Here is a 14770-nt window from a genome sequence, read left to right on the forward strand (position 1 = left end):
ACTCCGAGAGGATCCCCGTGGCCGACACCGCTGTTCGCCCCGCCCCCGCCGCCCCGATCGCCGACGAGCCCCGCGTCGACGCCGCGCGCCTCACCCCCGTGCTGCTCGGCACCTGGGCGGACATCCGCCTCGAGGCGCGCGAGATGATCAAGGATCCGGTGTTCTGGCGCGTCGACGGCGAACACTACCTCGAGCACCGCGAGCGGGTGCTCGAGCAGTGCAGACTCCTCGCCCAGCGCGGCGCGAGCAGCCGCGCGCTGCCGGAGGAGTACGGCGGCCGGAACACGCAGGGCGGCAACCTCGCGGGCTTCGAGGAGCTCGTCCTCGCTGACCCGAGCCTGCAGATCAAGTCCGGCGTGCAGTGGGGGCTGTTCACCTCCGCGATCTTCCAGCTCGGCACGAAACCGCACTTCGACAAGTGGCTCCGAGACGCGAGCTCGCTCGAGCTGCCGGGCGCGTTCGCGATGACCGAGATCGGCCACGGATCCGACGTGCAGGCGCTCGGCACGACGGCGACCTATGACGTCCAGACGCAGGAATTCGTCATCGAGACCCCGTTCCGCGCGGCCACGAAGGACTATCTCGGCAACGCGGCGAAGCACGCGCGCGCCGCGACGGTGTTCGCACAGCTGATCACGGGCGGCGTCAACTACGGGGTGCACTGCTTCTTCGTGCCCATCCGCGATGCGGCCGGAGCCGACCTGCCGGGCATCACGAGCGAGGACGACGGCCCCAAAGGTGGGCTGAACGGCATCGACAATGGGCGCCTCGCCTTCGACGCCGTGCGCATCCCGCGCGAGAACCTCCTCAACCGCTACGGCGACGTCGCCGCCGACGGCACCTATTCGAGCCCCATCGCCAGCCCCGGTCGGCGCTTCTTCACGATGCTGGGGGCGCTCGTGCAGGGTCGCGTCTCGCTCGACGGCGCGGCGACGTGGGCCTCGGCCCTCGCGCTCAAGATCGCCGTGACCTACGGCAACGAGCGTCGGCAGTTCGCGGGGCCCGCGGGGGAGGAGACGGTGCTGCTCGACTACGCCAAGCACCGCCGCCGCCTCATCCCGCGGATCGCGACGGCCTACGCGCAGACCTTCGCGCACGAGGAGCTCCTGCAGAAGTTCGACGGCGTCTTCAGCGGTGCGACCGACACGGACGAGAACCGCCAGGACCTCGAGACCCTCGCCGCGGCGCTCAAGCCCCTGTCGACCTGGAACGCCCTGTCGACGATCCAGGAGGCGCGGGAGGCGTGCGGTGGCCAGGGCTTCCTGGCCGAGAACCGCCTGGTCGGCCTCCACCAGGATCTCGACGTGTACGCGACGTTCGAGGGCGACAACAACGTCCTGCTGCAGCTCGTCGGCAAGCGGCTCCTCGGCGACCTCGGCGCGCAGCTGAAGGGGAAGGACGCGCGCGGGCTCGCCGCCTACGCCGCGCGCCAGTCGGCGTCGAAGCTCTTCCACGGGGCGGGTCTGCGCCAGCTCGGCCAGACGGTCGCGGACCTCGGATCCACGGCGCGCTCGGTCGAGTTCGGGCTGCGCGCCGAGGACCAGCATCACCTGCTGACCGATCGCGTGCAGCAGATGGTCGCTGACGTCGGCGGGCGCCTGAACGCCGCGCGGCGCTCGGGCGCCGCCGCCCAGCAGGCGGCGTTCGACGAGAACCAGGTCGAGCTGCTCGAGGCGGCGCGCGCGCACGGCGAGTTGCTGCAGTGGGAGGCGTTCACGGACGGGCTGGAGCGGATCGAGGACGAGGGCACCCGGACGGTGCTCACCTGGGTGCGCGACCTCTTCGGGCTGTCGCTGATCGAGCAGCACCTCTCGTGGCACCTCATCCACGGGCGGCTATCGACCCAGCGCGCCTCCGCCGTGACGCGCTACATCGACCGGCTGTGCACGCGGCTCCGCCCACACGCGCAGGATCTCGTCGACGCGTTCGGTTTCGCGCCCGAGCACGTGCGGGCCCCGATCGCCTCCGGCGCGGAGGCCACCCGCCAGGACGAGGCGCGGGCGTACTATGCCGATCTCGCGGCGCGCGGGGCGGCCCCGACGCCCGAGAAGCGCCCGAAGCGCTGACAGGGATTGCATCCGGGTGAATGCGGTTGGGCGATCGGGCGTGTCGCTGACTACGCTGACATAGTTGGGCCGCCGCTCGGCTGAGCGCGGCCCCCACGCCCGTTGCCCGAATCTGCTTGGGGGAGCAGCCGCAGATGAGTGTGTTCGCCTGGATGCGCGAGCGCAAGGCGTCCGTCGCCGGCGCTTCCGTCGTCGTCGCCGGATCCATCGTGCTCGCCGGCTTCGCCGTCGCGTACGAGGGCAACCCGACCGCCGAGGTCGAGCTCGACGACGGCAGCGTGTGGGTGACGAAGTCCTCCAGCGAGGTCATGGGACACCTGAACACCGAGTCCGCGCTCCTCGACGGGCAGCTGCGCGGCGCGACGTCGTCCGAGATCGGGATCCTGCAGTCCGGCGAGAACGTGCTGCTGCACGACCGCCGCGACAACACGCTCTCGCGCGTCGACGGCGCCGCCATGGTCCTGGGCGAGCGCGTGAGCCTCGAGGCCGGATCCGCGGTCGAGGAGGGCGGCGGGACCCTGGCGATCCTCGCCCCGTCGACCGGCGGGCTGTTCATCATGCCGACGACCGACATGGGCGCCTTCTCCGTCGAGGAGTCGGAGCCGACCCTCGAGCTTCCCGCCGACGCAGTCGTGACCGTCGGCGTCGACGGCGCGGTGCACGCCGCGTCGGCCGAGGAGCGCACGCTCTACACGATCGAGACCGCCGCCGACGGGCTCCCCGAGGGGGAGCCGATCGAGTCGCCGCTCGAGAGCGTGGATCCGGGCGATGAGCTCCAGATCACCACCGTCGGCGACCAGGCCGTCATCCTCGACCAGACCTCGGGGTACGTCGTGACGGCGGGCGGGCTGGAGACGTCGGTGGGCGCCGCGGGCGAGGCCCGCATCGCCGAGGACGCGGCCGCGGGGCCGAGCGTCCGCGTCGCGACGACGTCGTCCCTCGTCAGCGTGCCGCTCGACGGATCCGAGGCGAGCTCCGTGCCCGCGGGCGCCGAGGGCGAGCCGCAGAGCCCCGTCGTCGTCGATGGGTGCGTGTACGGGGTGTGGCGCGGATCCGGCCAGGTGCTGCGCGATTGCGACGGCGCCGACCGCGACCTCGCCCAGCCCCTGGAGAACGCGCCGGGCGACGCGCCGCTCGTGCTGCGTGCGCGCGGCGGGCAGGTCGTCGTCAACGACCTTGCGGGCGGGAAGTCCTGGCTCGCCTCGACCACGATGCAGCTCGTCGACAACTGGGACGACCTGACGCCGCCGGAGGGCGACGACCAGGAGTCTGACGAGGTCGAGCAGACCGAGGTCACCGAGATCACCCCGCCGGACCGCACGAAGGACAACCGGCCGCCGGAGGCGCACGACGATGAGTACGGTGTGCGCCCGGGGCGCTCGGTCGTGCTGCCCGTGCTCGACAACGACAACGACCCGGACGGGGACCTCCTCACGATCTCGATCGAGGACCAGCCCGCGATCGGGCGAGTAGAGACGATCCAGGAGGGCAAGGCCGTCCAGGTGACGCTCGCGGCGAACGAGACCTCGGGCGAGGGCACGTTCACCTATCGGGTGGACGACGGCCGGGGCCTGTCGGACTCGGCGCGCGTGACCTTCGCCGTGCACCCGCACGAGGAGAACCAGGCGCCCGCGCAGAAGGACCAGCGCCCCACCGTCGCGGTCGAGACGGGCGGATCCGTCACCTATAACGTGCTCCCCGACTGGATCGACCCGGACGGCGACGACATCTACCTCGCCGGCGTGACGCCGGCCGAGGGCGACGAGGCGACCTTCACCCCCGACGGCCAGATCACCTATCACGCGCGCTCGGGCCACCAGGGCCCGCTCGATGTGTCGGTCACGGTCTCGGACGGCGAGGCGGAGTCGACGGGTGAGCTCGCGCTCGACGTGCGGCCCGTCGGCACGGTCCGGCCCGTCACGAACACGGACCACCTCGTGATCGACGAGGGCGCCACGGGCACCGTCGAGCCGCTCGCCAACGACCTCAACGCGGCGAGCGAGGAGCTCACGCTCGGCGGCGTGACCCAGGTGTCCGGCCTCGAGATCTCCGCCAACGCGCAGACGAACTCCCTCGAGGTCACGGGGCTCGTCGCGGGGACCTATTACGTGGACTACACCGCGACGGCGGGCACGCAGTCCGCCGCCGGCCTCATCCGCGTGGACGTGCGCGAGAACGCCGAGGCCTCGGACGAGCCCCCCGTCGCGGTGCGCGACACGGCGTACCTGCCGGGCGGCGGCGAGGTCCTCATCGACGTCCTGCAGAACGACGTGGATCCGGCGGGCGGCGTGCTCGTCGTGCAGTCGGTGCAGACCCCCTCGGGCGCGGGCGTCTCGGCCGCCGTGCTCGGGCACGCCTCGGTGCGCATCACGGACCGCGCGATGCTCGCGGAGCAGATCGTGCTGACCTATCGCGTGCACAACGGCCAGAAGGGCGCGACGGGCGAGATCGTCGTTATCCCCGTGCCGCCGAGCGACAAGATCCAGCCGCCCGTCACGGAGGACGACACCGCCGTCGTGCGCGCGGGCGACGTCGTGACGATCCCCGTCACGGACAACGATCACCACCCCAACGGCGAGAGCTTCAGCGTCGTGCCCGAGCTCGTCGAGGCGCCCGCCGCCAAGCTCGGCGAGGCGTTCGTGTCGCAGGACACCGTGCGGTTCCGCGCGGCCGAGGACGCGCGCGGCCAGGCGACGGCGATCTACGAGATCGTCGACGACAAGGGGCAGAAGAGCGCGGGCCTCATCCGCATCAACATCACGCCCTGGAACCAGGACAACAACGCGGCGCCGGATCCCGTCTCCGTGACGGCGCGCGCTCTGGCCGGCACGGACACGCGCATCGAGATCCCCCTCGAGGGCATCGACCCCGACGGCGACATGGTCGATCTCGTCGGCATCTCGTCGGCTCCGAGCCAGGGCCGCGTCACGGAGACCGGGCCCGATTACTTCACCTACGAGGCGTACCGCAACGCGGCGGGCGCCGACTCCTTCCAGTACCGGGTGGCCGACACGTTCGGCGAGGAGTCGATCGCGACCGTGACGATCGGGATCGCGCCGCCGGAGGGCGTCAACCAGCCGCCCAACGCCATGACCGACGAGATCGCGATGCGTCCCGGCCGTGCCGTCTCGGTCCCCGTCCTGGCGAACGATTCCGACCCCGACGGCGACAAGTTCGGCCTCGTGCCGGACGGCATCGAGTTCCACACCGACGACCCGGAGTTCGCGGCCGAGGTGTCGGGCGACCGCGTCATCGTCACCGCGCCGAACCACGAGCTCGTCTCGCAGTTCGAGTACACGATCGAGGACGAGGTGGGCAACACCTCGCGCGGCGTCGTGCAGGTCACCGTCGCGGAGGACGTCCCGCTGGAGGCGCCGATCGCCCGCGACGACCGCGTGCTCATCGGCATGGTGACGGGAGACTTCACGGCCGACGTGGACCTGTTCGTGAACGACGAGGATCCGGACGGCACGACCGACGCGCTCACCGTCGAGGTCGCGGGCGTCGAGCCGCTGCCGGAGGAGGGCCCGGGCTTCGTCCGCGTCGCCGTCGAGGACCGGCGCCAGACGATCCCGTACACGGTGACCGACCCCGACGGGCAGACCGCGTCGGCGTTCCTCATCGTCCCCGCGAAGGACGACCTGCGTCCCGTGCTCGCCGAGGGCGCCGCGATCACCGCGCCCAGCAACGAGCTGATCGACATTCCATTGTCGGAATACGTCACGGTCGCCGAGGGCCTCGACGTGCGGATCACGAATAGCGATGCCGTCTCCGTTAACCACGGCGACGGCACGAACCTCGTCAAGGACGAGACGACGCTGCAGTACCGGTCCGAGTACCGCTACCAGGGCAGCGACGACATCACCTTCGAGGTCACGGACGGCGACGGGCCCGACGACCCGAACGGCCGCAAGTCGGTCATCACGATCCCCATCACGGTGCTCACACCCGAGAACGAGCCGCCGGAGTTCACGAACACGACGATGAGCGTGGGCGCCGGCGACGGCCCCGTGTCCATCGACCTGTCCGCGCGCACGTTCGACATCGACGAGGACGAGATCGCGTACACCCACACGAACGGCGCTCCCGACGGGATCTCCGTCTCGATCAGCGGCTCCACGCTGACGGTCGAGGCCTCGCCCGATACCCGCGGGGTCGCGACGAGCCTCGCGATCGCGGTCAGCGACGGCGAGAACGACCCCGTGCAGGGCACCGTCGACCTCTCCGTCACGGCGTCGGCGCGATCGCTGCCGGTCGCGAACGATGAGGACCTGGGGGAGATCCACCAGGGCGAACCGCAGCAGGTCGGCGTGCTCGCGAACGACTTCAACCCCTTCGAGGGCGAGGGGTCGCTCCGCGTGATCGACGCGGTTGTGGAGGCGGGGGACGGATCCGTGTCCCACGACGACTCGAGCGTCACGGTCACGCCGGGCGGCGACTTCCATGGCTACCTCACGGTGCGTTACACGATCGCCGACATCACGGACGACCCCGACCGCTACGTGCAGGGGCGCATTACGGGCACCGTCCTGGGCGTCCCGGACGCGCCGGGCACGCCGGATCCGTCCGAGGTCGGCAACCGCGAGGCGACGCTGTCGTGGACGGCGCCCTCGAACAACGGCGCCGAGATCACGGCCTACGAGGTGCGCGCGACGGACGGCAGCTTCGAGCAGACCTGCGCGTCGACGGTGTGCCGCCTCACGGGGCTCGTGAACAACAAGGAGTACCAGTTCCAGGTCACGGCCGTGAACGAGGTCGGGCCGTCGGCCGCCTCGGCGCAGAGCATCGTCGTGCGCCCGGACGTCAAGCCCGAGGCGCCCGAGGCGCCGCAGTTCACGCTGTCGGCGGGCGAGCGCGATCAGCGGCTGGGGATCTCGTGGAACCAGCCGAACAGCGATGGCTCGCCCGTGTCGGGGTACCTCGTGCGGATCAACGACGGATCCTCCGTCACGACGCACCGCTTCGCAAACTCCACGGCGACGAGCCGCATCTTCGACGGCCTCGAGAACGGCCGCCAGTACCGGTTCCAGGTCGCGGCGATGAACCGCGCCGACGTGCGCAGCGACGACGGCTGGGCGTGGAGCCCGTGGTCGGCGAGCGAGAAGCCCGCGACCGTGCCGAGCGCGCCCGAGAAGCCCACCGTGGCGCGCGAGTCTCGCTCGTACGGCGTGAACGAGTTCGCGCTGTCGTGGCCCGCCGTGGCGGACAACGGGGGCGACGCGATCGACACGTGGGTCGTGAACTTCATCCAGGGTGGCAACGTGGTGCGTACGGAGGAGTTCGCGAACTCGGGCAACCGCGTTGTCGTCTCGGCGCGCACGTCGGCCACGGACTATCAGTTCACGATCGCCGGCGAGAACCGCGAGGGCCGCGGGAAGGCGAGCCCCGCGACCGAGGCGATCCGTTCGTACAGCGAGCCGGGCGCGCCGTCGGACGTCTCCGTGTCCGCGGGCGACGGCCAGATCACGATCTCGTGGACGAAGGCCGACCCCAACGGCGTGCGCGACAACGAGGTGGGTTATCAGTACCGCCTGAGCGACGGGGCGTGGCAGGACTTCGGATCCGTCTCCTCCTCCGGCGACCGGCGATCCGGGACCGTCGCGGCGCAGAACGGCATCTGGCAGCAGCCGGCCGTGCGCGCGTACACGCGCGTGAACGACGACGAGGGCGCGCTGTTCGGCGCCGAGAAGACGTCGAGTAACCGCGTGAAGCCGTGGGGTCCGCTCGCGCAGCCCACGGTCCAGATCTCGGGCACGGCGGGAGAGCAGCGCGTCCGCGTCGACGCGTACGCCAACGGCTACTGGCTCGAGGAGGTGCACATCGTCTTCGCGATCGACGGACGCACGTTCTACGAGACGTGGGAGCACCCGGCGGCCGACGGCAACGCTCACCTGACGGGATGGGAGCGTGGCGTGCTCGTGCGCCCGGGCCAGACGCTGACCGTGACCGTCACCTCGCGTGACCAGGCCGGTATTGGCCAGAACAAGCCCGTGCAGGAGACGAGCGCGCAGGCCACCTCCACGGCGCCGACGCCCACCTTCTACGCCCGCAAGGAAGACGGCCAGGTCGTCCTGAAGTACAGCAACCTGACCGGTCCGCTCGCGACCGGCGTGCGCGACGACTACCCGCGCGACCAATACGAGTACCGCTGCCAGGTCTACGACGGCTTCTGGCGCAACGTCGGCGGCGGCTGGCAGACCGGCAGCTTCGGAACGGCAGGCGCGGACGCGCTCGGTTTCCCCGTGAGCTGCTTCGACGGTCAGTACGACAAGCAGGCGCGGTTCCTCATCGAGGACGACCAGTTCATCCCGGGCGGCGCGATCTCGAACGAGATCACGCTCCCGGCCAAGCCCGCCGAATGATCCGGCACGACCACACACCCACGAAGGACATCCGACAATGACGATGACGCCGCAGCAGGCCGGCTGGTTCCAGGGCACGTTCAACCGCCTGGTCGACAACGTCGATCGCGCGCTCATGGGCAAGCGCGACGTCGTGAGCCTCGTGCTCGCGTCGATGCTCGCCGAGGGGCACGTGCTGCTGGAGGACGCCCCGGGCACAGGCAAGACGAGCCTCGCGAAGGCGCTCGCGGCGACCGTGCAGGGCACGTCCACTCGGATCCAGTTCACCCCCGACCTGCTCCCGAGCGACGTCACGGGCGTGACGATCTACGACCAGAAGACGCAGTCGTTCGACTTCCACCGCGGCCCCGTGTTCACGTCGATCCTGCTCGCCGACGAGATCAACCGCGCCTCGCCGAAGACGCAGTCCTCGCTCCTCGAGGTCATGGAGGAGGGCCGAGTGACGGTCGACGGCGTGACGCACGAGGTCGGGCGCCCGTTCCTCGTCATCGCGACCCAGAACCCCATCGAGACGGCCGGCACCTACAAGCTGCCCGAGGCGCAGCTTGACCGCTTCCTCATCAAGGCGTCGATCGGCTACCCGACCGTCGAGGTGACCGAGCGGATTCTCGCCGGATCCGCCGAGCGCAACCCGTCCTCGCGCCTGACGCCGCTCATCACGACCGACGCGATCGCCGACATGGCCGACCTCGGGCAGACCGTGCACGTCGACGGCGCGGTGCTGCGCTACGCCGCCGAGCTCGCGGAGGCCACCCGCGCCGACCAGGACACGCGCCTCGGCGTCTCGGTCCGCGGCGCGCTCGCGATGATCCGCCTCGCCAAGGTGTGGGCCGCGGCCCAGGGCCGCCACTACGTCATCCCCGACGACATCAAGGTGCTCGCGCAGCCCGCCTGGGCGCACCGCCTCGTCATGGACCCGGAGGCCGAGTTCGCGGGCGTCGTGCAGAGCACGGTCGTGCAGCGCGTGCTGGGCGACGTGCCCGCGCCGCAGAACCGCGCGCAGACGACGACTGCGTGAGCATGAGCGCCCCGTTCGCGCCGATCACGGCCGTGCCCGAGGGCGCGGCCGTGCCGGGCGACCCCTCGGCCGCCGACACGCCGCGCTTTGACGGACCGGCCGAGGCGCGCGTGCCGTGGTGGCGCGTCGCGCTCGTGCTCGCCGGTCGGGCCGGATCCGCGGTGCTGCGCGGCGCGCGGGTCGTGCGCCCGATCGGGTGGCTCGCGATCCTCGGGGCGATCGTGCTGTGGGTCATCGGGCCGCTCTACGGCTGGCGGGAGATGACGACGGGGGCGATCGCGCTGACGGTCATCGTCGTCGCCTGCGGCGCGTTCCTCCTCGGGCGCACGGCGTACGACGTCTCGCTCGACCTCAATCGCGACCGCGTCGTCGTCGGCGAGCACGCCCAGGGCGGGCTGATCCTCACGAATCCCACCTCGCGCGCGATCCCCGCCTCGCGGGTCGTGCTGCCGGTCGGGCAGGGGCGTGGCATCTTCGCCGTGCGCCGGCTCGCGCAGGCGGAGAGCGTTACCGAGCTGTTCCGGATCCCCACCCAGCGCCGCGGCGTGCTGCCCATCGGGCCCGTCAGCGTGCTGCGGGGCGATCCGCTCGGCCTCTTCGAGCGGGTCGAGCGCAAGGACGACCCGACCGACCTCTACGTCCACCCGCGCACCGTGCCGTTCGACGGCGAGTCGCTCGGGTTCGTGCGCGACCTCGAGGGCATGCCGACGACCGACCTCGCGCGCGACGACATCTCCTTCCACGCGCTGAGCGAGTACCAGCCCGGCGACGACCTCCGCCACGTGCACTGGCGCTCGTCGGCCCGCACGGGCGTGCTGATGATGCGCACCTACGAGCAGACGCGGCGTTCGCATTTCGTGATCGCGATCTCGCGCTCCGCCCGCGAGTACCGCACCGACGAGGAGTTCGAGCTCGCCGTCTCGCTTGGCGCGTCCATCGGCCGCCGCGCGATGCGCGACGCGTTCGAGGTGGACCTGCGCACGCAGGGCACGTCGCTGCGCGCGGGCAGCGAGCGCCGCATGCTCGACTCCCTGTCGGACTTCGAGGCCGAGCGGATGCCCGAGGGGATCGCGGAGCTCGGCGCCTTTGTCGGCACCGACGTCCCGTCGGCGAGCTTCGTCGTGCTCGTCACGGGCCGCGGCGCGACCGCGACCGACCTCAAGGCGGCGGCGGCCCGTGTTCCCGTGGGCGCGCGCACGCTCGTGTGCATCGCCGAGGAGGGGGCGGATCCGCAGCTGCGCCGCATCGCGGACGCGGACGTGCTCACGCTGGGCACTCTCGATCAGCTGCCCACCGCGATGCGGAGGGCCCTCGGATGAGCGCCCCCGAACGCCTCACGATGCGCCGCTGGGTGCTCGACCTCGGCGCGATGGTCGCGCTGTTCAGCGTGCCGATCCTCATCTTCTGGGCCGTTTTCGACAGCGCCCGGTTCTTCGTCGGCGCCTACGGGGCCCTCGCCGCGGGGCTCGCCCTCGCCTCGGCCGGCGCGATCTGGCGGTGGGGGATCCTCGTGCTCGCGCCCGCTACCGTCGGCGCGTACTTCGTCCTCGGCGGCGCGCTCGCGCTGCCGGACACGACGATCGGCGGGGTGATCCCGACGCTTACGACGCTGCGCGAGCTTGCCGTCGGCGCCGTGACCTCGTGGAAGTCGTTCCTCACCACCGTCGTCCCCGTGGCGGTGGAGGACGGGCACCTCCTCGTGCCGTTCGCGACCATCCTCGTCTTCTCGGTCGTGGCGGGTAGCCTCGCGCTGCGCGTCAGCCCGCCCGTGTGGGCGCTCCTGCCGGTGTTCGCCGCGACCGTGTTCGCGATCGTGCTCGGCAGCCCGCGCCCGCCGGTGTGGATGCCGTACGTGCTGGGCGCCTCGCTCGTCGCCGTCACGATCGGCTGGCTCGCCGTGCGCGAAGCCTGGTCGCCCCGCCGCTCGGTCGTCTCTATCGAGGGGCGCGCGGGCCGCGGATCCTCCGGCGGGGCGGGCGCGCGCGCCGTCGCGGGCGCGCTCATCGTCGCCGTGGCGGCGGGCCTCGGCATCGCGTCTCAGGCGCTCGCGGCTCCCAACGAGGTGCGCGAGGTGGCGCGCGACACGATCGTCCCGCCGTTCGAGCTGTACGAGTACGCGAGCCCCCTGCAATCCTGGCGGTCGATCGTGCGCGATCATCCCTCGTCGGAGGACGCGCTGTTCACCGTCTCCGGCCTCCCCGAGGGCGCGCGCGTGCGCCTCGCGGTCCTCGACGGGTACGACGGTCTCGTCTACAACGTCTCGGACGAGGGGGCAGGGGCCTCGAGCGACTTCTCGCCGCTGCGGAGCAACATGGCCGAGGGCGTCGCGGGCGAGCCGGTCGAGGTGACTGTCGCGATCGACGAGTACGCGGGCGCCTGGCTCCCGGACCTCGGGGTCGTCGACCAGATCGCGTTCGGCGGATCCGGTCAGCGCGCGGACGCGCTGCGGCGCGGGACTTACTTCAACGAGGCCACGGGGACGGGCATCGCGGTGAGCGGGCTCGCCGCCGGCGACCAGTACACCGTCAGCGCCGTTCTTCCCGAGGAGCCGACGGCCGAGGATATCGGCGACGCGCCGTTCGCGCAGGTTGAGCTCCCGCCGGTCATTGGGGCACCCGAGGACGCGGCGTCCGTCGCGGCGGACGTGCTCGACGAGGCCGACGCGCAGGTCGAGGGCGCGCTCTCGGCCTACGCGCGCGTCGAGGCCCTGGAGGAGTGGCTGCGCAACAGCTACTTCAGCCACGGCCTCTCGAAGGAGGACACGGGCCGCGAGGAGGACGACCCACAGTCGCGCGCGGGCCACGGCGCGCAGCGCATCGCGCAGCTCCTCACCGCCGACCAGCGCGTCGGCGACGACGAGCAGTACGCCGTCGCGATGGCGCTCATGGCGCGCGAGTTGGGCATGCCCGCCCGGGTCGTCATGGGCTTCCACGCCGACGAGAACGATCCCGACGTGGATCCGTTCGTCGCCACCGGCGAGAACGTGCACGCCTGGGTCGAGGTCGCCTTCGAGGGCTTCGGATGGGTCGCCTTCGACCCGACCCCGCCCGAGGACAACGAGCCCGAGGAGATCACGGAGCGCCCCCGGCAGGAGCCGCGCCCGCAGGTCCTCCAGCCCCCGCCCCCGCCGCAGGAGCCGGCCGACGAGCCCCCGCTCGTGCCCAACGAGCGCGACGACGTCGAGGAGGACGAGCCGTTCTTCTCGCCGCTCGTGTGGCAGATCATCGTCGCGACGGGCATCAGCCTGCTCGTCATCGCGCTGCTGCTGTCCCCGCTGTTCATCATTGGCGCCCTCAAGGTGGCGAAGCGCCGTCGCCGCGAGAACGCGGAGCTTCCCGCCGACCGGATCGCGGGCGGCTGGGAAGAGCTCGTCGACCGGGCGACCGACCTCGGCGCGTACCGGAAGGCGGCCCTGCCCGTCGGCCTGACGCGCCACGAGGAGGCCGCGACGGTGGGCGCGGCGTTCGACGAGCCGCGCGTGACCGCCCTGGCCGTGCGGGCGGACGGGGGCGTGTTCGCGCCCGTCGACCCGAGCGACGACGAGGTGCGCGCGTACTGGGGCGAGGTGGACCAGGTCGTCGGCGACCTGCGCCAGAAGTCGACCCGCTTCGCCCGGCTGCGCGCGCGGCTGAGCCTGCGGGCGCTGGGGAAGAACTCCCCACTTCGTCGCGCGGGCGCATGGATCCGTGAGAAGGTCGCAGAGGCGAGAGCTTCCGCGAGTGCGAGAGGACGATGACGTGAGCATGTCGACCGGACAGTCGGGGTACGCGAGCCAGCCCGCGTACGGCCCGAACCCTGGCGCTCAGGCCCCCCAGGCGCCGCAGGCGCCGCGCCCTCAGGTGCCGGGGATCGCGACGATCGGGCGCCGCGTCGGCGTGTACATCGTCGACATGGCCCTTATCAGCGTCGCGGTGTCGATCGTCGGCGGGATCGTCCTGGCGATCGCCGTGCCGATGATCCTCGCGGGCGAGACCGCCGCCGCCACGGCCCTGTTCGGCCTGCCCGCGGTCGCGGGGCTCGCGTTCGCGATCGTCTACATCGCGATGCAGGGCGGGCGCGGTTCGTTCGCCCAGCGATGGTTCCGGATCCGCCTCGTGCGCGCCGATTCGGGAGACCCGCTCGGCTTCGGCAGGGCGCTCCTGCGATACGTGATCTGGGCCCTCGGGGCGTCGATCATCGTGGGGTACTTCTCGGTGTTCTTCGACTCGTCCGGGCGCCGTCAGGGGTGGCACGACCGCGTGTCGGGAGCCCTTGTGGTCGACGCGGACCATGCGCCCGCGCCCGCCGTGGGAGATACCGGCGCCGCGCGTCCGCAGGTCGCCGACGACCCGGCCCCGGCGGGAGCGCCCGCCGCTGCGCCCGCGGCCGGGTGGCAGACGCCCTCGCCCGCGGCCGGGTGGGAGGCGCCGGCCGCTCCCGCGACGCAGCAGGCGGCGTGGGAGGCGCCGGGCGCTCCCGCGGCACCCGCCGACCCGTTCGCGACCTCGGTTCCCGCGCCCCCTGCGTTCGCGGCCCCGACCGCCCCGCCCGCGCCCCCGACCTTCGCCGCGCCGGCCGCGCCCGTGGCGCCGGTGACCGGCGACGGCCCGGTGGCATCCGACGGTCCGATCGCGTTCGTGCCCGGCGTGACCGACGAGCGCCGCGGCGACGACATCCGCGCCGACGCGGCCCCCGCCGACGCGCCCCCGGCCCCCGCGTTCGACGAGCCGGCGCCGCCGGCGCCGTCCGCCTTCGACACGCCCGCCCCGCCGATGTACGAGGCCCCCGCCCCGCCGACGGCCCCCGTGTCCGAGCCGCCCGGCGCGCCCGCTGCCGTCTTCGAGCAGCCCGCCGCGCCGCCCGCGTTCGACACCCCTGTCCCGCCCGCCCCTGCCGCGCCGCCCGCGTTCGAGGATCCCGCGCAGCCCGCGGCACCCGCGTTCGAGCAGCCCGTCGCGCCGCCGACCGACGACGACTTCGTGGACGACACCATCGTCGTCAATCGCGGCGCAGCGGCGACGCCGCCGACGGTGACGCTCGCGTGGGACGACGGCACCCGGTCGGTGGTCGCCGAGCGCACCGTGTTCGGCCGCAACCCGTCGGGGCCGGGCGAGGTCGTCGCGATCGCCGACGACACGATGTCGCTGTCGAAGACGCACTTCGAGATCGCCCTGGACGGGGACAGCGCGACCGTCACGGATCTGCACTCGACCAACGGCGTCGTGATCGAACGCGCGGGGACCGAGTTCACCGCCGCCCCCGGCACGCCGACACCCCTCGCGGCGGGCGACGCCCTCACGATCGGGGAGCGTCGCGCGACGGTCGAGCAGGTGGGATCGCTCTGA

The 14770-nt window shown here is 72.3% G+C and carries 6 protein-coding genes; all 6 read left to right on the plus strand.

What is annotated here, in order from left to right:
• The first annotated feature begins 17 nt into the window (after positions 1-17).
• Positions 18-2066, plus strand: coding sequence for an acyl-CoA dehydrogenase family protein (locus G8E01_RS03225; protein ID WP_338100726.1), 2049 nt, complete (start codon positions 18-20; stop codon positions 2064-2066).
• 134 nt (positions 2067-2200) lie between these two features.
• On the plus strand, positions 2201-8428 hold the full coding sequence (locus G8E01_RS03230) for an Ig-like domain-containing protein (RefSeq protein ID WP_166315790.1): 6228 nt from the start codon (positions 2201-2203) through the stop codon (positions 8426-8428).
• A 37-nt stretch (positions 8429-8465) separates the two neighbouring features.
• Positions 8466-9446 carry an AAA family ATPase gene (locus G8E01_RS03235; protein ID WP_155048641.1) on the plus strand — a complete coding sequence of 327 codons (981 nt, stop codon included), beginning with the start codon at positions 8466-8468 and terminating at the stop codon, positions 9444-9446.
• Between the two features lie 2 nt (positions 9447-9448).
• A complete protein-coding gene (locus tag G8E01_RS03240) occupies positions 9449-10765 on the plus strand; it encodes a DUF58 domain-containing protein (RefSeq protein ID WP_240921303.1) in 1317 nt (438 codons plus the stop codon).
• Positions 10762-13182, plus strand: coding sequence for a transglutaminase TgpA family protein (locus G8E01_RS03245; protein WP_166315796.1), 2421 nt, complete (start codon positions 10762-10764; stop codon positions 13180-13182). Before G8E01_RS03240 ends, G8E01_RS03245 begins: the two co-directional genes overlap by 4 nt.
• 7 nt (positions 13183-13189) lie before the next feature.
• Positions 13190-14770 carry an RDD family protein gene (locus G8E01_RS03250; protein WP_240921304.1) on the plus strand — a complete coding sequence of 527 codons (1581 nt, stop codon included), beginning with the start codon at positions 13190-13192 and terminating at the stop codon, positions 14768-14770.

This window comes from Microbacterium excoecariae, from assembly GCF_011326725.1.
GTDB classification, from domain to species: Bacteria; Actinomycetota; Actinomycetes; order Actinomycetales; family Microbacteriaceae; genus Microbacterium; species Microbacterium excoecariae.